Source organism: Xanthobacteraceae bacterium (assembly GCA_019454205.1).
GTDB lineage: Bacteria > Pseudomonadota > Alphaproteobacteria > Rhizobiales > Xanthobacteraceae.
In genome coordinates this window covers 629,206-650,187 of sequence record CP075369.1, presented here as the reverse complement: position 1 = coordinate 650,187, position 20,982 = coordinate 629,206, and the positions used below count along the sequence as shown (strand labels likewise).

Here is a 20,982-nt window from a genome sequence, read left to right as displayed (position 1 = left end):
TCACGCCACCTTCCCCAAAAGCCGCTCCGTAACTTCGCGCGTGACCCGCGAGCGGTCCTCATGGGTTTTCAGCAGGCACATCAGCGTTTCGTGAACGGTTTCGGGAGCCTTTTGCAGGTCCGCGACCTGAAGTCCGGCAAGCGTAGCTGCCCAGTCGAGCGTTTCGGCGACGCCGGGCACTTTCCGCAGGTCTTCCTTGCGAATCGCAGCGACCATGCGCGCGATCTGCTGCGCCAGCGCACGATCGACGTGCGGCAACCGCGCGCCGATGATTTTCGCTTCCTGCTCGACGTCCGGAAATTCGATGTAATGATAAAGGCAGCGCCGACGCAGCGCGTCAGAAAGCTCCCGCGTGCCGTTCGAGGTCAGAACGACACGCGGGACAGTCGTCGCCTTGATCGTGCCCAGCTCGGGAATGGTCACCTGAAAATCCGAGAGCAGCTCCAGCAGGAACGCCTCGAACTCTTCATCGGCACGATCCACTTCGTCGATCAACAGGACGGGAGGAGATGACCGGCGAATGGCTGCGAGCAGCGGCCGCTCCAGAAGGTAGCGCTCGGAGAAAATATGCTCCTCGATGGCGTCGGCGATTTCGCCGGCGTTCTCGCGGGTTTTGATCGCGAGCAGTTGCCGCTGATAGTTCCACTCATAGAGCGCTGCGTTAGCGTCCAGCCCTTCATAGCATTGCAGCCGGATCAGCTCAGCCTCATGCACCCAAGCGAGCGCCTTGGCGGCTTCGGTCTTGCCGACACCCGCCTCGCCTTCGAGCAGAAGCGGCCGCTTCAGGTATTCCATCAGCCAGACCGCCATCGCGAGATCGGAACCCGCTATGTAACCGGCAGCGGCCAGGCGCTCCGTTATGTGCTCGCGGGTTACTTCACGCATGTAGTCCCAGCTTGTCTGCGACCATCCACGTACGCCAGTGATCGTGCGGCATCTGGATATGGGTCGAGCCGAGGAATGCGAAGGCATCGTTGACCGCATTCGAGAAGCACGGCACTCCGCCCACGTTCGGGCTTTCGCCGACGCCCTTCGCACCGATCGGATGATGCGGTGACGGCGTGACGGTGAAGTCGGTTTCCCACTTCGGCGTTTCCACCGCGGTCGGCAGGAAGAAATCCATCAACGAAGCCGTGACCACGTTGCCCTGCTCGTCGTACTTGATCTCCTGTCCCATCGCGATGCCGAAGGCTTCGGTGAGGCCACCATGCACCTGGCCTTCGATCACCATTGGGTTGATGCGCGTTCCGCAGTCGTCGAGCGCATAGAAGCGGCGGATTTTCGTAACGCCGGTATCGGCATCAATGTCGGCGACACAGATATATGCACCGAAGGGATAGGTCATGTTCGGAGGGTCGTAATAGCTCACCGCTTCGAGACCCGGCTCCATGCCCGGCGGCGGAGAGTTATAGGCCGCCCACGCGAGTTCGGTCATGGTCTTAAAGCGCTCCGGATTGCCCTTCACGCGGAAGCGGTCGATGTCCCATTCGAGATCGTCGTCGTGGACTTCAAGCAAGTGCGCGGCAATCATTTGCGCTTTCGCTTTGATCTTGCGCGCGGCCACGGCAGTCGCGGCACCCGATACAGGCGTCGAACGCGAACCGTAGGTACCGAGGCCATAAGGCGCGGTATCCGTGTTGCCCTCCTCGACCGAAATCAGATCGGCGTTGAGGCCCAGTTCGGTGGCGATGATCTGCGCGTAAGTCGTCTCATGCCCCTGTCCCTGCGACTTGGTGCCGAGGCGTGCGATCACGCTGCCGGTCGGATGGATGCGAATTTCTGCGGAGTCGAACATAGCGACGCCGAGAATGTCGCAGTTGCGCGAAGGCCCGGCGCCCACGATCTCCGTGAAGAAAATAACGCCGATGCCCATGAGTTCACGCGTCTCTCCGCGCTTGAAGGCCTCCTGCTTTTTCTTCTGCTCCGCCCGCAGTTCCTTGTAGCCGACGGCGTCAAGCGCCTTCTGCATCGCCGTATGATAGTCGCCGGAGTCGTACTCCCAGCCGAGCGACGACTTGTAGGGAAACTGTTCCTTGCGGACGAAATTCTTCATCCGGAATTCCGCAGGATCCATGCCAAGTTTCTGCGCCATGATGTCCATGGCACGCTCGATGCAATAAGCCGCTTCGGTGACGCGGAACGAACAGCGATAAGCGACGCCACCCGGCGCCTTGTTGGTGTAGACGCCGTCGACTTCGACATGCGCAACCGGAAAATCATAGGAACCGCAGACAATGTTGAAGAACCCGGCCGGCCATTTCGACGGATCGGCACAGGCATCGAACGCACCGTGATCGGCGAGTACATGCACGCGCAGGCCGGTCACCTTGCCGTCTCGCGTCGCAGCGATCTCGGTTGTCATGTGATAGTCGCGCGCGAACGAGGTCGTCGAAAGATTCTCGATACGGTCCTCGACCCATTTCACCGGCAAGCCGGTCACGATCGAGGCGACAATCGAACAAATATAGCCTGCATAGGCGCCGACCTTGTTGCCGAAGCCGCCGCCGATGTCCGGTGCGATGACATGAATCTTATGCTCCGGAATCTTCGAGAGCAGCGAGGCTACTGTGCGGATCACATGCGGCGCCTGGAAAGTACCCCAGAGCGTCAGCTCGCCCTTGATCTTATCGAAGGACGCAACGCACTGGCAGGTCTCCAGCGGGCACGGGTGTACGCGCTGATAGGTGATCATATCCTTGGTGGTCACCTCGGCTTTTGCAAAAGCCGCGTCGGCACCCAGCTTATCGCCGATCTGCCAGTTGAAGATGTGGTTGTAGTGTTTGCGCTTGCCGTGCGCGCCATCCATCTTGTCCTTGATGTCTTCGCGAAGCAGCGGCGCGTCCTTGTCCATCGACTTGAACGGATCGACCAACGGGGGCAGCGGCTCGTATTCGACTTCGACCAGCTCGGCGCCATCGGCGGCGGCATAGCGGTCGTTCGCGACCACGAAGGCGACTTCCTGATTCTGGAACAGCACCTTTTCTTCCGCGAGCACGGCCTGCACGTCGCCGGCGAGCGTCGGCATGTAGTGGAGGCTTAGCGGCTTCAGGTCGGCGGCGGTGAGCACCGCGAGCACGCCGGGAACGGCCTTCGCCTTGGTGGCGTCAATCTTCTTGATGCGTGCATGCGCGTGCGGCGAGCGGACGAAATCGCCGTACAACATGCCGGGCAGCTTGATGTCGTCGACATAATTGCCCTTGCCTTGCGTGAAGCGGACATCTTCGACGCGCTTGCGCTTGCATCCCATGCCTTGCAGTGCGGCGACGCGTTGTTCGCGGGTGGGAGTCTGGTCGTTCATTCCGCGGCCTCCTGATAGGTGACGCCGTTGAGCTTCGCAGCGGCGTATTGAATGGCCTTCACGATGTTCTGGTAGCCCGTGCAGCGGCAGAGATTGCCCGCGATGCCGAAGCGAATTTCTTCCTCGGTAGGTGACGGATTTTCCTGCAGCAGCCGGTAAGCGCGCGTGATCATGCCCGGTGTGCAGAAACCGCACTGAAGCCCGTGCATTTCTCGGAAGCCTTCCTGTAGCGCGTGGAGTGTGCCGTCCGCGTTCGCCATGCCTTCGATGGTGCGGATTTCCGCGCCGTCCGCCTGCACCGCGAACATGGTGCACGACTTCACGGACTTGCCGTTGATGTCGAGCGTACAGGCTCCGCAATGCGTGGTGTCGCAGCCGATATGCGGCCCCGTGAGGTTGAGTTGCTCGCGAACGAAGTGAATGAGCAATGTGCGCGGTTCGACCAGTCCTTCGACGTCCTGACCGTTCACCTTCAGCGCGATATGAGATTTCTTCGCCATGCGCGTTTCCCCTTATTTTCCGCTTGCGCGCTCTTTCGCGCGCGCAATCGCGCGCGAGAGCATGACGCCCGCCATTTTTTTGCGGTACTCTGCCGGGCCGCGATTGTCGGACGCGGGAGAAGTAATCGCTTCGGCGGCAGCCGCCGCTTTCTTCACCGTCGCAGCATCGAGCGTAGAGCCGGTGAGTATTTTCGACGCTTCCTCAGCCCAGAGCGGGGTTTCGGAAACATTGGTAAGGCCGATAGAACAATTCGCGACCTTGCCGCCTTTCATTTCCAGAATGACCGCGGCCGCTGCCGTGGCGTAGTCGCCGATCTTGCGCTTGAGCTTTTCGTAGGCGTAACCGTGGCCTGCCGCAGGAACCGGGATGCGAATCGCAGTCAGAATTTCGGCCGCTTCGAGGGCGGTGAAATAGGCCCCCTGATAAAATTCGCGCGCAGGAACGATACGATCTTTCTTGGCTGTCAGGACATAGTTTGCGCCGAGACACATCATCAGCGCGGGCATGTCGTTGCCGGGATCTCCGTTCGCGACATTGCCGCCAAGCGTACCGACGTAGCGCACCTGCGGGTCGGCGATCAGCAGCGAAGTTTCGCGGATGATCGGCAGTTTCTTCGCAAGCTCATCGGAATGAATCAGCTCGTGCTGGGTCGTCATCGCACCGATGACGATTTCCTTGCCTTCGCTACGAATGCCGCGAAGGGTTTCGATGCCGCCGAGGTCGATCAGGTGCTGCGGTGCCGCCAGCCGCAGCTTCATCATCGGGATCAGGCTATGCCCTCCCGCGAGCGGTCTGGCATCCTCGCCGAGATCGGCAAGCAACTTCACGGCGTCCGAAACATTGTTCGGGCGATGATACTGGAATGAACCAGGGATCATTGGGCGAATTCCTCCGGCTTGAAATCATTTGTTTTTCTTTTTTGTAATTCTCGATTTCGAAGGCACGGCGCGACAATTGCTTTTGCACCAGAGGTCCGGCGCTCGCACGAAATGCGGATTTTTTGCACGAAATGCAGCAGGCTTGCTGACGCAACAGAGCGCCAGACATGAAAAAACCGCCCGGAAAGGCGGCGCAACAGACCGGAAATAGCGCGAATATCTAAGCGACCTGGCCGACTCGCGTCTTCATTCTCGATTTGAGCGGGCCGATCCGGTTCCGGCTGATCGGAACCGAATAGTTTTCCGGCGCATTGAGTTCGACGATACCGCTATCGCCGGAGCGTTTCACCGCGGTAACCCGGTCGATATTCACAATATGGCTGCGGTGTACACGGAAGAACCGCTCTGGATCGAGTCTGGATTCGGCGTCTCCGATGGCGAGCGGCGAGAACAGCTTTGCCGCGCCGTCATAGACGTAGGTGTAATGCGCGTTGGCATGCACCGCGATCACATCTTCGACCCGGATATATTGCGTGACGCCCTCGCGTTCGACCGGCAAGTGTTGCGCAGGCCTTGATGGCGGCCCGCCGACGCCACGAAGAGGGCTGAAGGTGCCTTTTCCAATATCCGGTTCCGCGGGAAGTTCGGCAACCGTGCGCGCCGTCACACTCCTGGAGGCCGCCCCAGCCGAGCGGTCAGGTACCAGGATCAGCAGAAATATTCCGGAAACGAGAAAGGCGACGATTGCGACCACAATCGCCAGCAGATCGCTCGAAATCGCAGGCGACGTAATCGGCGCCGTGGTGTGGGGGAAGAAAAGTGTAAGACCCGCCATCGCCGTGTAATGCATACCGGCGATGGCGATGCCCAACACGGCGGCCGAAACGATCAACGGCGGATGCATCCCCCTGCCCGCGGCAAGCCACAGTGCAAATCCCGATGCAACAATGGCGAAAGCAGCACTCATCGCCACGAACGGGATCGAGTGCTCCATATGCGCGCTCGAATGAAGCGCGGTCATGCCGATGTAATGCATCGAGACAATGCCGCCGCCCATGAAGATCGCGGAAGCGGCAAGCCGCAGGGGCGTCAGTGGACCGGCACCGGCCGCAAAAACCGCCGTTCCAACCACGAGCACACAGACAAGAAACGAAAGCAGCGTGGGAAATACGAGATAATCGACCGGTAACGGCATACGCGCCGCAAGCATTCCGACGAAATGCATCGACCAGATCGCGACAGCCAGTGAGATGGCGGAACCTGCCAGCAGGAACTTACGCCGCAATGCGAAAGCGTCGCGCACCTGCACCGCAAGGCTCAAACCGACATAAGAGCCTTGCACGGCTACAAAAAGCGAAAGCACAACGAGCCAGGACTCGTGCGTTACCGGCATTAACGCTTCCTCCCTCCCCATCGGCAGGGTTGCTCTTGTCGCGATTCGGCACCACCTGCCGCGCGGTGGAGTAATTCTAAGTTAGATTTTGCGACACTGCCAAGCGTGCCGTCTTGCGGGCAGTAAAAGTCTGTCCAGTAACATTCAGCGAATAAAGCGAATGGATGTCGTCAGTTAAATGTCTTTTCACCTGCAATAATTGCAGAAAAAAACTAATAAGCCGGGGATGTCTGACTGCGCAGATTTTCTCACCATGCTGCCAAGGCCAATAGGTACAAAGCGGCTTACCGATATCCGCTCTGCAAAGCAGGAATAAGTGTCAGAGGCACACGGCTCAAAGAGCAGAATTGTTTTGTATCGCCTCGATAAAGAAGCAATGAGCCAATACGGATTGGCTCATTGCAGGCTTAAAGCTGCGCTGCTTGCTGCCGCAGCAGAAACTTCTGGACTTTTCCAGTAGCAGTTTTCGGCAGTGGCCCGAACACGATCTTGGCCGGGACTTTGTATCTGGCAAGCTCCGCCCTGCAGTGCGCAATGATGGCATCTGCATCGTTCTTTTCGCCGGGCTTGAGCAGCACAAAGGCACAAGGCGTCTCGCCCCATTTCTCATCGGGCCGCGCGACGACCGCCACCTCGAGGACGCCAGGGTAACGGTAAAGCGCCGCTTCGACCTCAATCGTCGAGATATTCTCGCCGCCAGAAATGATGATGTCCTTGGAACGGTCTTTCAGCTCGATATAGCCATCGGGATGTTGCACGGCGAGATCGCCGGTGTGGAAGTATCCGCCGGCGAAAGCCGCCTCGGTCGATTTCGGATTTTTCAGGTAACCAGCCATGATCGTATTGCTGCGCTTCATGACCTCGCCCATCGTGTGACCGTCTTTCGGAACGTCGCGCATGGTATCCGGATTCATCACACGCAGATCGTCGACGAGCGGATACGCCACTCCTTGACGCGCCTTGCGTTCCGCACGTTGCGCGTTTGGCAGATTGTCCCATTCGGGCCGCCATTCGCAGAACACCGCCGCGCCGTAGACCTCCGTGAGACCGTAAGCATGCATGATATCGAAACCGCGCTGTTCGGCTTTCTCAAGCACGGTTGCAGGCGGCGGTGACCCGCCGAGCATCATCTTCACGGTCCAATCGAAGCGCGTAACCTCTTCATCGGGAGCATTGATCAACGTGCTCAACACGATCGGGGCGCCGCACATGTGGCTGACGCGCTCGGAAACGATGGTCGAGTAGATTGCGCGCGCCTCCACCTTTCGCAGGCATACGTGCGTTCCACCCATTAGAGTTACGCTCCAGGGGAAGCACCAACCAAGCGAATGAAATACCGGGAGCGTCCAGAGCAGTACTGGCCGCTTGGGCAATTCCCACGCGGCAATATTGGCGAGCGCGTTCAGATAAGCCCCGCGGTGATGATAGACGACACCTTTCGGGTCGCCGGTGGTCCCCGAAGTATAAGACAATGCCAACGGGTGCCACTCTTCGCTCGGACCTTCGAGCGCAAAAGCGGGATCGCCGCTCTCAAGCAGTTCTTCATATTCAATTTCACCGATACGCCGCCCCGGACCTGCGCCGTCGTCGATGTCTACAATCAAGGGCTTCGTATCGAGCATCGCCAGTGCTTCGCTGGCGAGTTGCGCGAAGTCCGCATCGACAATCAACACCTTGGCTTCGCTATGCCTCAGGATGAAGGCGACCGTGCGCGCGTCAAGGCGGATGTTCAGCGGATTGACGACCGCGCCTATACCAGGCACGCCGTAATGCGACTCAATCGCGGCCGGAATATTCGGCGCGAGCACCGAAACCGTATCGCCCGGCTTGATACCGCGTTGCTTCAACGCACTTCCAAGCCTACGGCATCGCTCCTCGAATTCACGATAAGAGAAGCGGCGTGCGCCATGCACCATCGCGATTGCATCCGGCGATATTGTAGCCGCGCGGCGCAACCAGACGATCGGCGACAGCGGCACGTAGTTCGCCGTATTCCGATCAAGTCCGGTACGATAAATGCTGTCTTCCGGAAGCGAAAACATGATTCTGAACCTCGATCCAATTCTGCAAAAGATGATGCCTCCAGCGAATTTCTTCGCTGGAGGCGCGGATCCTGGCGGCTCAGCTCCGGTTAAGCTGGCGCACCATCATCGTATCGAACGGCAGCTCGGAGACGCGCCACCAGACATACTCATCCTGCATGAATGAGGTGTAATTCCCGTAGATTTTAGCAAACTCCGGGTTCTCTTTCGAGACTTTGCCATAAACGCGTTTCGCCGCATCGCCGAGCGCATCGATGACGTCGTTCGGGAGGAAACGGATTTGCGCTCCCTGCGCCACGACGCGCTTAACGGCCAGGCGGTTGCCGGCGTCATAGGTCGTCTGCATCTGCTCGCCGGCATAGGCCGCCGCCGCCTGCAAGATCGCCTGATAGGACTTCGGCAGTTCGTTCCACTTGGCGAGGTTGATGAACTTGTGCACGGCGACGCCGCCGTCGTTCCAGCCGGGCCAGTAGTAGAACGGAGCCACTTTATGGAATCCGAGCCGTTCGTCGTCGATTGGAGAGGTGAACTTGGTGCCGTCGATCGAGCCGCGTTCGAGCGAAGCGTAGACATCACCGATCGCGATCTGCTGCGGTACGCCACCCGCTTCGAGGAATACTTGCCCGGCCAGACCCGCGATACGCATGCGCAGGCCGCGGAAATCAGCAATCGATTTGATTTCCTTCCGGAACCAGCCAGCGGATTGCGCTCCGGTATTTCCTGCGAACAGGGCATGAATGTTATTGGACTTGTAGAACTCGTTCATCATCTCGTTGCCGCCGCCCTTGACGAGCCAGGCAGCATGACCGCGAACGTTCATGCCGAAGACGATGCCGGACGCCATCGCGTAAATCGGGTTCTTGCCGGCATAATAGAATGACGCGGTATGACCCATTTCGACGGTACCGTTAGAGACCGCGTCAGCGACCTGCAGTGCAGGAACGATTTCACCGGGTGCGTAATAGCTGATCTCGAAATTTTTATCGGTCATTTCGCTGACGAGTTTGCAGAACATTTCGGCGCCCACATAAGGCGTGATGTTCTTTCCGAAGCTCGACGGCATACGCCAGCGGATTTTCGGCTGACTCTGCGCGATGGCGGGCGCAGCAACTGCAACCGACATTGCGCCTGCCGCCGTTCCCGTAAGCAGTTTACGCCGGCCAATGACCGGATTTCCGACTTGGTTCTTTGACACGTCTCCCTCCCGTGGGCCGTTCTGTTTTGGTTTGGCGTTTTTTTGTTATCTTTATGCAGGAACGGCGCCCGCAATCTGCGGGCGCCGCCGTTTTGTTCAGTCGTTCCAGAAGTCTATCGCCTTCTTGCGGCGATTATCCTTGAGGTGCGTCTTCTCGCGGAAGGCCTCGAGACCTTTGCCGCCATCCGCGTCGGGCACTGCTGCCCAACCGTTTACGCTCGCGGTCCAGGCACCGGAGAGCGCCTCGAAAGCCTGCGCAGTGTAAAGATCCGTCTCGACGTTCTTGTTGATGATGAACTTGAGCTGACGGAGCGTCTGCTGGCTCTTTACGCGAATTACTTCGATGAGCTTTTGCACTTCGGCGTCGAGGCCGTCGTTCGGGACCATGCGATTCCAAAGTCCCCATTCGACTGCCTTGCTGGCCGGCTGCAGCGCGGCGAGCAGATTGATCTCCTTGGTGCGGCGGCGATTGATGAAGCGCGACATGCGCGTGGTGCCGCCCCAGCCCGGCGTGATGCCCCAGTCGACTTCCGGCATGCCCCACTTCGCGCGCTCGGTAGCGATCACGAAGTCACAGCACATCGTCAGTTCGAGACCGCCGCCGACCGCATAACCATCGACAGCCGCGATGGTCATCTTGTCGAGTTCTTCGAGCTGATAGGCCATCCACTGATAGTAGCGAATCTGGTGGAAGTACTGGTTCGAGTCGCCCCATGCGCCCAGCGACATTTCCTTGAGATCGTCGCCGGAACAGAAATTGCCACCAGCGCCCTTCAGCACAACGATCTTGATCGTGTTGGAACGGCGGATGTACTCGAAAATCGTGACGAGTTCGTCCGACATCTCCATCGAGAGACAGTTCACGATGTGCGGGCGATTCAGCGTGATCGTGGCGAGATCGCCCTTTTCTTCGAAAATCACGTTTTTCAGCGCGCTCAGATCGGCGCGCTGCTGGCGGTTCGGATTTGCTTGCGTGTTCGGCTTGGTCAGCATTGTTCGGTCACTCCACCTCTGATGTTGAACCCCTGCACTCCGCACTGAAGAGGTGGCGGATCATTGGGTCAGTTTTTTAACGAAACTATATAAGCATACTGAATAGCATAACGCAACTCACTCACCGGTTGCGGAAATCCGAAATTGCGTTATCTAAAATGCGATAGTTCACAGGGCCTTATTGCGCTGCAATGCCAATGCGATCCAGTAACAGACCGGTATCTTCCGTATTGCGCGCGCTTGATGTGCTCGCCGATCCCTGGTCGTACTTAATTCTGCGCGAGGCGTTCTTCGGCATGCGGCGTTTCGAGCAGTTTCTGAAGACGCTCGGAATTGCCCGCAACATTCTGTCCGAGCGGCTGGACCGGCTGGTCCGCGATAAAGTGCTCGAAAAACACGCGTATCAGGAAAGACCGCAACGCTTTGAATACCGGCTCTCAGAGTCGGGGCGCGATTTCTATCCCGCGATCGTGGCCTTGATGACCTGGGGCGATAAGTGGCGCCCGCGGAATCAGGGCGCGCCGCTGGTGCTGACCGATATGCATTGCGGCAAGCGTTTACGGCCGGTCGTGATTTGCACCAATACCGGCAGGAAACTGTCCCCCTTCGAGATCGAAGTTCGTGACGGTCCCGGTGCCGCAACAGAGCGCCGCGTCGGTCCTCCGCTTACGCGCATTCGCTCCCGCGAAAAGCAAGCCTACATGGTCGGCCGCCCTTGCTCGGTGGCAAGCGCATTGCAAGTGATGGGACACCGCTGGAGCTTTCGAATTCTCCGCGAGAGTTTCTATGGGGTGAAGCGTTTCGAAGATTTCCAGAATAATCTCGATATAGCCCGCAACATTCTGACCGAACGCCTGAATGCGCTGGTCGAGAACGGTCTGCTCGAGCGCCGGCGTTATCAGCAACATCCTGACCGTTATGAGTATGTGCTCGCCCCCGCAGGGGTCGATCTCTATCCTTCGCTGCTTCTCCTCATGAACTGGGGCGACAAGTGGCGGCGGCCCAAAAAGGGCGTGCCCACTATCCTGATACACAAGTCCGATGGCAAAGCTGCCCGCCCGCGCCTCGTTTGCGAACACTGCGGCAAGGAAGTGACTATCGGTCAGGTAAAGTACAAAATGAACTACGAGTTCGCGTAGCGCGTTGCTGCTCGTGCGCGACTGATGAAGTGGCTGGCCTGCTCTTGTTCCGCGTCCGACTTCAATAATCTCTACGCTTACTATTGTTCGCGCTGTCGGCGACCACATTGCTCGTCAAATCATCTTCCCGGATAGAAACTTTCTCCGCCTCACGCGCACAATCTGTGCTTCTAGCTTTTCATTCACTTCTGACGATCCAGGGAATCCGATCCAATTTTCTACCTCGCTGTCGGGAAGAACCCGCAGGCTTCGCGCAATTCAGCGAATAAAACGAACAGGCGCGGTTAGCTGAATGTTTTTTCCATCCGCTACGTGCGACGGAGGAGGAGGAAAAGGATTTGCTCGCCAGACAATTGCAATAGCTTCGTTGTCGATGCTCTGGTTTCCCGAGCTGTCATGGACTCACCTTGAGCGGCAACGCGGCGGTTTCGGTGCCGAAAAAACCGGGAGTTTAGCTGACGCTGTGGCTCGAAAATCACCTTTGGGTCTGCCCTGCTCGCGCCTGCCGGCTCCCGGAAACGATGTGGGAAGCTAAAAACCGCTATCCGCTAAGCCCGCATCCTGATTGCAGGAATTGGTTGAGGACGCAGTCTATTCGAACTTAGTCTCAGCTCGAAATTTCGTGAAAACAGGGAAATTTACAGGGAACTTCAGAAAGCTCGGCTGTTGCTACAGTTCCAAAGCTTTTTCCAAAGCAAAAAGGGCCTTTTAGCTTAATCAAGGGATACAAAACAGGGATTTTCTAGGCAGCTAACAGGGAATAACTGCGGCTAAAAGCGATTGTAACTGCTTAAGAGTATACTGATCTTCTTATTGGGGACCTGATATTGGCTTATACGAAAGCGCCAGTTGGACTTCGAGAGAACAACAGCATCAACAGGTTACCGTTTTTTATTAATTAACGCGCGAAGCGGCATCTCGAATGCATTTTTCACTTTCTTCACTTCGACGTTGAATGAAATGTTCTTGATGCCGATGTCCATTTCCATCATCAGTGTCGTGAGTTCGGTGAAGTGCTCCATATCGCGTACGACGAACTTCAAAATGTAGTCGTACTCGCCGCCCGTCATTCCGCATTCGACCGCTTCCGGGATTCTCGCGATAGCGGACTCGAACACCGAAAATTGACGCACTGTCTGTTCGGAAAGACGAATGTGACAATAGACCGTGACGAAATTCGCGATCTTCCTGAGATTCAGTATCGCGGTTACGTCCGAGATGTAGCCGGACTGCCTCAGTTTTCGGACGCGCTGAAGACACGGGCTCGGCGACAAGCCCACGAGTTCGGCGAGACGCACGTTCGTAATATCGCCCTCACGTTGCAGTACTTCGAGGATCTTGAGATCGATATTCGTCAGCTTTTCCACGTTCAATCCGAGATTGCGCGTCAATCCTTACGACTATCACGAAGGAGCTGCCACATTCTGCTGGGCGTGACCGGAACCTGCGTAGGACGACAACCTGTCGCATCCGCAATCGCATTAAGAATGGCGGGCGCTGTCGGCACAAGCGCCGGCTCGCCAATACCCTTTGCCCCGAACGGTCCAAGCGGATCCAGCGTCTCGATGAGGTGGATCTCGATCTCGGGCATGTCGCCAAACGTAGGGATCAGATAATTGTGCAGATTGTCGGTCGCTAGCGGAATATATTCTTCCATCAAGGCGAGGCCAAGTCCTTGTGCGATACCTCCCTGGATCTGGCCCTCGACCTGCGTCGGGTTGACCGCGCGGCCGACATCGTGCGCCGCCCAGATTTTCAGAACCTTGGTTGTACCAAGAAGAACATCCACCTCGACCAGCGCCGACTGCGCAGCGAAGGCATAGCTCGCATAAGGGCTACCTTGCTGGTTCTCGTCGAGATCGGTGGTGGGTGGATTGTAGTGGCCGACTTCCGAAAGCACATTGCCGTCGCTATCCGGGGATAGCGTGCCGAGGTCGAGCGTGACTTCCTGCGCGCCCGAGACGGCTACCTTGCCGTTGCCGAATTTTACCGTGGCATCGGCTCCGGCGTTGGTCAGACGCCTGACCGACTCTTTCAGTTTCTCGGCTGCAAGCACCACTGCATTGCCTGAGATGAATGTCTGCCGAGACGCGGAGCTTTTTCCGGCGTCCAGCGTTCGGTCGGTATCGCCGAGCACGAGATTGATCCGGTCTGCGCTCACGCCGAGCGCATCGGCGCACATTTGCACCATGATCGTATTGACGCCCTGCCCGATATCAACCGCGCCGCTGAAAAGCGTGATCTTGCCGTCGGCACCGATTGCGATGCGCATTGAAGAAGGATTGGGTTGCGAAGTGTTTCCGATGCCGTACCACATGCAGCCGATGCCCATGCCGCGGCGGAAGCGCTCGTTGCTCCCGTTAAACTCGGAAACGGCTTTGCGTTGCTCGGCCCAGGACGGCTTCAGCGCTTCGAGGCATTCCTTCATGCCAACACTGCTGGAGAGCTTTTGTCCGGTTGCCGTGGAGTCTCCCGGCAGCAGCGCGTTTCGAATCCGGAATTCGAGCCGGTCGATACTCAATTTGTCCGCGAGCCGGTCCATCAACGCTTCGTGCGCGATCGCCGCTTGCGGCACGCCAAACCCGCGAAACGCACCGGCAATCGCGTCCGTCGTCAGCACCGCTCGTGTCGTGCAATGCACCGTCGGCACATTGTATGGACCCATCGCATGAAGCGGGACGCGGTTCGCGACAATCGGACCGGCCGACGCGTAAGGCCCGGTATTGAAGTCGGCATGGAAGGAAAACGTTTTCAGCTTTCCATCGTCGCCGCAGGTCAGCGTCGCTTCGATGCGTGATGGGTGACGCTTCGGCGTGACTCGCATGCTTTCGAGACGCGAGTAAATATAGGCAACCGGGCGACCCGTAAGCCAAGCTGCGGCCGACATCAGCGGTTGCACCGACATATCGATCTTGCCGCCGAAGCCACCACCGACCGCCGAAGGAAGAATGCGCACTTCCGTTTTTGGAATTCCGAGAACGTGGGCCACACCGTCGCGGTCCATATACGGCGTTTGCGTCGTGACGAATACTTCCATGCGGTCGCCGACACGGCGCGCGAAGCCTGCCTCCGGCTCGATGTAGGCGTGCTCGACATAGCCGGTGCTGAATTTTCCCGTTACCGAATGTTGCCCGCGATCGGTTTCAATATCGCCGCGGATCATCTTTCCGCGTGTGAGCACGTTGCCTGGACGGCTCGCATGCAGCATGGCCGCTTTCGGATCGAGACCGCCATCGATACCGGTAACGGGCGCTAGCGGCTTCCAAGCGACGGGGAAAGAATCGAAGTCGATGGTGTCGATGGCATCGCGCTCATAGACGATGCCGGCAACCGTTTCGCCACAGAACCGGACAAGATTTTCAGCCAGCACGGGCTGGTCGCGATAGTGATCGAAAATTCCGTACTCGTTTTTTCCGGGAATATCTTTTGCCGTAATGACGCACACGACGCCCGGGTTCTCCTTCACGAATGCCACGGTATCGCCGATTGTAAACTTCGCGTGGGCATGGGGCGAACGCACCGCCATCAGGAACACTGCATCTTTCGGTGTAGCATCGGCGCCGTATTTTGCGATCCCTTCCGCACGAGAAAGGCCGTCGACTTTTCTAACGCGGCTGCCGACTGCACTCGCCTCCGCATTCATTGAGGCAAGTTCTTTTCCGGACAGATAGTGCTCGATCGCATCGACGATCTTCGTATAGCCCGTGCAACGGCAAAGTACGCCGCCCATGCGATCCAGAATTTCGGTGCGCGACCAGGTTTTGCTCTCTCGCGCGAGTTCGGCCGCCGCCATCAACATGCCGGGCGTGCAGATGCCGCATTGCGCGGCGCCCATATCGACGAACGCTGCCTGCAAGCGGCGCAGTTTGCTGTCCGCCTGCAACCCTTCGACGGTTTCGATGGTTGTCCCTTCCGCCTGATCCAGCGAGACGAGACAGCTACACACTTGCTTGCCGGAGATGAGTACGGTGCACGCGCCGCAATCACCGGCATTGCAACCTACTTTCGTCCCGATGAGGCCGAGATCGTTGCGCAGAACATCGGCAAGACGCGAACCGGCCTGCGAACTTACCTTATACTCGCGGCCGTTCACGTTCAGGCGCACGGGCTTCTGCTCGAAGGAGCCTTTGGCTTCACCGCTTTTAAGCGACTTGTTCATCCAACCTCACAGCGGCCTTCATCAAGGCTTCACGGACGAGTACGCCCGCAGCATGCTTGCGATATTCTCCGGCCCCTCGAATGTCATCCATCGGTGCAAGCGGCGCGATAAAGGCCGGATCGATTGCGAGGGACGCTATTTCACCTATCTTGCGTCCGCGCAATGCAGCTTCCCATGCGGAAAGCCGTAACGCGCGCGCGGCGCAAGCGCCGACCGAAATTCCCGCGTTCACAATTTTACCCGTTTTTTCGCATTCCAGCGTCGCCGCAGCCATAACGATCGAAATTACGAGATACCGCCGCGCACCGAGCTTTCTGAATGCCGACGCAGTACGTGTTGTGCGCGCCGGCACTTTCACTGCACGGAGCAGCTCGCCTTCGTTGAGGTCGATTTTACGATTGCCGAGCACGAACTTTTCAAGGGAGACTTCGCGCTCTCCTGCCGGCCCGGCGATCACAACCTTTGCGTCCATCGCCATTAATGCCGGGATTCCGTCGGCTGCGGGCGACGCGTTGCAGATATTTCCGGCGACCGTGCCCGCGTTCTGAATCTGCCTGCCGCCGACTTCAGCTGCCGCCTGCTTCAACGAATCGAACAGGGGCGGAAGATCGGTATCGACGATGTCGGTCCAACTCGCCAGCGCGGGGATAACCCATGCGTCGCCTTCTTGCCGGACTTTTCCGCGAAGGGCTTCTACCCTGGAGACGTCGATCAAGCCGGAGAAGCGCGCACCGTTTTCAATGGCCGGATAAATGTCAGTTCCGCCGGCGACGAAGGGATAACCCATCTGCTGGCGGAGACTGATCGCATCCTTGATATCGACTGCGCGGCGATAATCCATGACCTAGATCTCACCGAGAATGGCGAGGCTTCTCGCCTTGTCTTCGGGCGTGCCGACAAGCGAAAGGATGATTTCGTCGAGACCTGCATCGAGATAGCGCCGCACCTGCTTCCTGCAATCCGCTGCAGAACCGACGATTGCGAAAGCCTCGGCGGCTTCGTCTGGCACGAGCTTCAGCGCACCGTCCATGTCGCGTTTTGCGACAGCCGCGATGATTGCATCATGATCGATCGGCAATCCGCTCGCCTTGATGTTCTCGCGCAGGTTTTCGTTCCTGAAGAGGAAGGCGAGTTTCTGTCTGATCTTCGTGCGCTGATCCACGCCCTCGCCGCCGACGATGAAATAGACATAGGCCGTCTTTTTGATCGCTACCGGATTTTTGCAGTTAGAGGTTGCGCCTTCGGCAGCGATACCGATCGAGTGACGGATAAAGTCGAGGCTGAGACCCGCGGAAAGAACGAGGCCGTCAGCAACGGCACCCGACAGCTTCAGCATCTGCGGCCCCATCGGCGCGAGATACACAGGTGGCAGCCTTTCGGGGATGAAGGAAATGCGTGCGCCCTTTAGATTAAAGGTCAAACCTTCTTGCTGTGTCGCCTCGCCGCTCATAAGGCTCCGTAACGCCGCAACATAATCGCGGATCGCCTTCACCGGTTTCTCGACCTCTAGACCCGACTCGCGCAGGAACATCGGATTGCCGACGCCAACGGCGACACCGCAGCGTCCCGGCACCAGTTCAGCGAGAGAAGACAGCGCCATAGCAGTCGGCATCGGATGGCGGAGATAAGGGCTGAGCGCCGTCGGAAATACAGTGCCCTGCTTCGTGCCGAGCGCGATCGCGGTCGATGTTACGATCGACTCGCGAAAACCCAGATGCTCTGCAACCCAAAATGAACAGGCGCCGAGCGCTTCCGCCTGTTGCGCAAGCCTAACCGCATCCCTTACCGGAATAAACCCGTCGAAGCTGATGCCGAACGGAAAACCGGTCATTGATAACCCCGCTCCAGCAAGAGTTTCACATCAGCGACGCTAAGGCCCGTTAGACCCATCTTTTTGAGGGTCAGTGCATTATCCCAATACGCCTTACCCGTCGCGATTTCGGCGAGCATAATCGTGCTGTTGCAAACCGGGGTCGGCACGCCGGCGAGACGCCCGAGTTCGGAAAACGGGATCAAGCCGAACGGAATGTCCTCGTTGAAGAAACGATGGTCCACGGTCTTCGGCGCGCGAATCCAGCGGTTGGGTTCGCTGTTGTGAAAGACGTCGTAGGCGGTGCCGCCGTTTCGTCCTTCCTCGCTCGTGTAGTTCATCTGAAAGAAATGCTCGGATAGCTTCGGCACCGTAATGCCGAGCGCAGCGGCAACCGATACGCGCTCGCGATCAAGCGCATCAATGATTTTTCCGACCGAAGGCGTAATGCCGTCGTAGTAGTGACAATAGTCGCCGTCGGTCGATTCCACGCGGCCGATGTTGCAAAGAAGCGCCGGCGGATGATGAACCGCATTGGTGTAATAGAAAACCGTATCGAGCACGCTCGGAACCGCGGAAAGCGACGGAAACAGCGGCTGCATGCGCTGCAAGAGTTCGTCGGTCCGAGCCGATGGAAACGCGGCGAAGCGCAACTTCGCGGATTTGCGAGAAACGCGAACTTTGTCCGGTTCGGTCTTGCGGCAGATATAGGGAAGCGTCGAAGACTCGCAGGTAACGGGCGCCTTATGACCGAGACGGCGTAGCGTATGCGCAAGCAGAGTGAGCGTATGACCCGGTGCCGCAAAGAAGATTTGATTGTCCTTCAAATGCGGTGCGACCGTCGCAGCCATGTTCTCGTGTGCTTGCGTCGGACCCATCACGAGCACCGCCTCGGCACCGTCCATCGCCTCGCCGGCGCTGGTCGTAATCAGCGGAATTCTCGCAAATCCGTCACCGAGCACGCCTTCGTAATGCACGCCGCCGATTGCTTGCAGCGGCGCCACGGTCTCCGGGCTGCGGCCGTACAGGCGTACGTCAAACCCTTGCAAAGTAAGGTCGGCCGCGGCCGCACAGCCGCCATTGCCCGCTCCAATGATCGCAACCGTCTTAATGGGACGCGCTTCTTGCATTATTGAACCTGATATTTCGCAAGCTTCTTTTCGTCGACTTCGATGCCAAGCCCCGGGCCATCCGGAACATGGAGAAAGCCGTCCGCATAACGCGGCGGTTTTACGACGATGTCGTCGAGATAACGGCGGCCAGCGACTGTCGTCTGCTCGAATTCGCTGGTTGATGTGACGGGTATCGTGCCCGGTAGCACGACTTCCGGAGCAGCCGCGGCCAGATGCAGATTGGCAGCATTGCCGATGCCCATTTCGCCCGAGCCGTTGATATCGGAGATCATCCGGTGTGCGCCAGCAACGGCAAGGAGCTTGCGCGCTTTCCAGAGTCCGCCCGGCTTCGTGTAATAGACCGAGAGATACTGCGCAGCATGCATATCCGCGATTTTCACAACATCGCGGTCAGTCCATGCGCTCTCGTCCGCCATGAGCGGCACGTCACAACGCGCCGATACCTCGGCCATTTGATCGAGACCGTCGACCGGTTGCTCCGCATAGACGATGTCGAATTCGGACATGCGATTGATCGCCGTAACCGCTTCGCGCCAGCTGCGATAACCCTGGTTGCCATCGACCCTGATCTTAATGCCTGCGCCGACGGCGTTACGAATTTCGCTAACCGTTTTCACATCGCGCTCGACATCGATACCGATTTTGACCTTCAAGGTCTTGATCCCGCCTTCGACCGTCGCCGCAGCTTCAGTCGCCGCATCTTTGATGTCCATCAGGCCGATGCTGTGCGCCAGTTCGACACGCTCGCGATAAAGCCCGCCTAGCAAGCGATACACCGGCACGTTCAATCCGCGCGCGAGCGCATCCAGGATCGCGACTTCGACCGCAGCCTTCGCATAAGGATGGCCGCGCAACGCACGATCCATCGCCGCGTGAACCAGTTCGACGCGGCTTACATCGACGTCATTCAAGGCCGGAACCAGCAGTTCCTTGATCAGACCGATCGCGCCACGCGGCGTCTCGCCATACCGGCTAGCGTCATCGCCACCCCAGGTCGGGATTGTCTGTGCCTCGCCCCAGCCGGTCGTTCCGTCGCTCAAACGCATGCGCAGAACGACGTACTCGCGGTTGCCTGCAGCCGTCAGCCCCGCCCAGCTATGTGGCCGGCGCAAAGGCAGACTGACAATATAAGTGTCGACGCTTGCGACAGTCAGCTTGCTCACAATCAGCCTACTTCGATCAGCTCATCGTTCTTCGAGAGGTTGCCCGTGATTGCGTCGAACCCGTCGCGCGTCACGATGTACATGTCCTCGACATGGAAACCCATCTCGCCCGGAATCATGTAGAGCGGCTCCATCGTAAAGGTGATGTTCGGCGCAAGCACGATATTGCGCGTATCGGTGATGTACGGCTCCTCGTGTATGGTCTGGCCGATGCCGTGGCCAAGGAACTTGATTGTGGGCTCGATACCGCTCTCGCGGCATGCCGAGACGTAGGTCTGGTAAAGCTGCGCTACCGGCGTGCCCGGCTTCAGGAGCGTCTTGCAGATCTCCCGTGCACGGATGAGCTTGGACCAGATCGTCTTCTGGCGCTCGGTCGGCTTGCCTGCGACTGCTGTGCGGGTCACGTTCGAGCGGTAGTTGTTCAGCTCGCCCAGCACTTCGATGCGGATGATATCTCCCGCCTCGATCTTCTTGTGTGTCGTGCCGCAATTCGTGATCGAACCATTCACGCCGGAGCCGACACGATACTTGAAGTTTGTCGATCCGCCCGCGATCATCTGATCGACGAGAAGACGCGACACATCCACTTCCGTCATGCCGACCCGGATTTCCCGCATCGTATCGTGCATGACTTTTTCCGTGAGCACGCCGATTTCGCGCAGCGTCCGTACTTCTTCGTCCGTCTTGATCATACGGGCGAGAAAATAGATGTCTTTGCATTCCTCGAACTTCGCCTTCGGCAGCCGGTTCGAAAGCATGATGAAGTCCCGCGCTGGCATAAAATCGAGTTCGATCGCAATCTTGCCCGAAGCGACACCCGCTTCGATCAGCGCATCGGCGAGTACGTCGGACGGTTCGTCACGGAACTGGTCATAGGCCCGTACATCGTGGAAGCGGGAACGCGCGATTGCTTGCTTTTCTTCCACGTTGACGACGATCTGCGTCGCAAAATCGTCCTTAGCGATGATCGTAATCGTGCGCCGGAAGCGGTTCGTAAGGTGACTCGGCACCATGAAGCCGGCCGCATAGGTTACGTTGTCTTGCGAGAAGGCAACGAGCGCATCGTAGCCCGCCTCTTTCATGCGCGAGCGAAGGAGACGAATGACCTCATGCTCCGCGAGGGGCGCCGGCGCATCTTTTTTCACAGCGGCCAATACCGATTCTTCCAATCCAGCCGTTCTTGGCATTCGCGCCATTCCTTCCTTGTGCAGCACGGGGGACGCTCTCGCCCTCGTTGTTCAGTTCGAATTCGTTACGTAGCGCATCATCTATTTATGG

General features: G+C 58.2%; 17 protein-coding genes. 1 reads left to right on the top strand and 16 read right to left on the bottom strand.

The window, feature by feature from the left end; genetic code table 11:
- The 8 genes from KF794_03125 to KF794_03090 all read right to left on the bottom strand — a co-directional run bounded on the left by KF794_03125 (position 1) and on the right by KF794_03090 (position 10,300).
- Complete coding sequence (locus KF794_03125; GenBank protein QYK45704.1) at positions 1 to 885, bottom strand: MoxR family ATPase; 885 nt, start codon at positions 883 to 885, stop codon at positions 1 to 3.
- Complete coding sequence (locus KF794_03120) at positions 878 to 3,298, bottom strand: carbon-monoxide dehydrogenase large subunit (protein QYK45703.1); 2,421 nt, start codon at positions 3,296 to 3,298, stop codon at positions 878 to 880. Before KF794_03120 ends, KF794_03125 begins: the two co-directional genes overlap by 8 nt.
- Positions 3,295 to 3,798 carry a (2Fe-2S)-binding protein gene (locus KF794_03115; protein ID QYK45702.1) on the bottom strand — a complete coding sequence of 168 codons (504 nt, stop codon included), beginning with the start codon at positions 3,796 to 3,798 and terminating at the stop codon, positions 3,295 to 3,297. The genes KF794_03120 and KF794_03115 overlap by 4 nt, the downstream gene beginning before the upstream one ends.
- A gap of 12 nt (positions 3,799 to 3,810) precedes the next feature.
- Positions 3,811 to 4,677 carry a xanthine dehydrogenase family protein subunit M gene (locus KF794_03110; protein ID QYK45701.1) on the bottom strand — a complete coding sequence of 289 codons (867 nt, stop codon included), beginning with the start codon at positions 4,675 to 4,677 and terminating at the stop codon, positions 3,811 to 3,813.
- 220 nt (positions 4,678 to 4,897) lie between these two features.
- Entirely contained in the window at positions 4,898 to 6,070 is a 1,173-nt protein-coding gene (locus KF794_03105) for a LytTR family transcriptional regulator DNA-binding domain-containing protein (protein ID QYK45700.1), read from the bottom strand.
- Between the two features lie 407 nt (positions 6,071 to 6,477).
- Positions 6,478 to 8,112 (bottom strand): acyl-CoA synthetase, encoded by a 1,635-nt coding sequence (locus tag KF794_03100; protein ID QYK45699.1) that lies wholly within the window; start codon positions 8,110 to 8,112, stop codon positions 6,478 to 6,480.
- Between the two features lie 79 nt (positions 8,113 to 8,191).
- Entirely contained in the window at positions 8,192 to 9,235 is a 1,044-nt protein-coding gene (gene dctP / locus KF794_03095) for a TRAP transporter substrate-binding protein DctP (protein QYK46574.1), read from the bottom strand.
- A gap of 168 nt (positions 9,236 to 9,403) precedes the next feature.
- A complete protein-coding gene (locus tag KF794_03090) occupies positions 9,404 to 10,300 on the bottom strand; it encodes an enoyl-CoA hydratase/isomerase family protein (protein QYK45698.1) in 897 nt (298 codons plus the stop codon).
- Between the two features lie 230 nt (positions 10,301 to 10,530).
- Here KF794_03090 and KF794_03085 point away from each other — a divergent pair, with 230 nt between their 5' ends.
- The gene (locus KF794_03085) at positions 10,531 to 11,439 is read left to right on the top strand and encodes a helix-turn-helix transcriptional regulator (GenBank protein QYK45697.1); all 909 of its coding nucleotides are present in this window, start codon (positions 10,531 to 10,533) and stop codon (positions 11,437 to 11,439) included.
- Between the two features lie 258 nt (positions 11,440 to 11,697).
- Here KF794_03085 and KF794_03080 read toward each other — a convergent pair whose 3' ends face one another.
- From KF794_03080 to KF794_03045, 8 genes are all read right to left on the bottom strand, one after another.
- Positions 11,698 to 11,814, bottom strand: a complete 117-nt coding sequence (locus KF794_03080) for a hypothetical protein (protein ID QYK46573.1) — start codon at positions 11,812 to 11,814, stop codon at positions 11,698 to 11,700.
- A gap of 506 nt (positions 11,815 to 12,320) precedes the next feature.
- Positions 12,321 to 12,830, bottom strand: a complete 510-nt coding sequence (locus tag KF794_03075; protein QYK45696.1) for an Lrp/AsnC family transcriptional regulator — start codon at positions 12,828 to 12,830, stop codon at positions 12,321 to 12,323.
- A complete protein-coding gene (locus tag KF794_03070; protein QYK45695.1) occupies positions 12,827 to 15,598 on the bottom strand; it encodes a molybdopterin-dependent oxidoreductase in 2,772 nt (923 codons plus the stop codon). Before KF794_03070 ends, KF794_03075 begins: the two co-directional genes overlap by 4 nt.
- Complete coding sequence (locus KF794_03065; GenBank protein ID QYK45694.1) at positions 15,582 to 16,439, bottom strand: FAD binding domain-containing protein; 858 nt, start codon at positions 16,437 to 16,439, stop codon at positions 15,582 to 15,584. The genes KF794_03070 and KF794_03065 overlap by 17 nt, the downstream gene beginning before the upstream one ends.
- 3 nt (positions 16,440 to 16,442) lie before the next feature.
- Entirely contained in the window at positions 16,443 to 17,429 is a 987-nt protein-coding gene (locus KF794_03060) for an LLM class flavin-dependent oxidoreductase (GenBank protein QYK45693.1), read from the bottom strand.
- Complete coding sequence (locus tag KF794_03055) at positions 17,426 to 18,538, bottom strand: NAD/NADP octopine/nopaline dehydrogenase family protein (protein QYK45692.1); 1,113 nt, start codon at positions 18,536 to 18,538, stop codon at positions 17,426 to 17,428. The genes KF794_03060 and KF794_03055 overlap by 4 nt, the downstream gene beginning before the upstream one ends.
- Positions 18,538 to 19,704, bottom strand: coding sequence for a mandelate racemase (locus tag KF794_03050; GenBank protein ID QYK45691.1), 1,167 nt, complete (start codon positions 19,702 to 19,704; stop codon positions 18,538 to 18,540). Before KF794_03050 ends, KF794_03055 begins: the two co-directional genes overlap by 1 nt.
- Before the next feature lie 2 nt (positions 19,705 to 19,706).
- Positions 19,707 to 20,858 (bottom strand): aminopeptidase P family protein, encoded by a 1,152-nt coding sequence (locus tag KF794_03045; protein QYK45690.1) that lies wholly within the window; start codon positions 20,856 to 20,858, stop codon positions 19,707 to 19,709.
- Positions 20,859 to 20,982 lie beyond the last annotated feature (124 nt).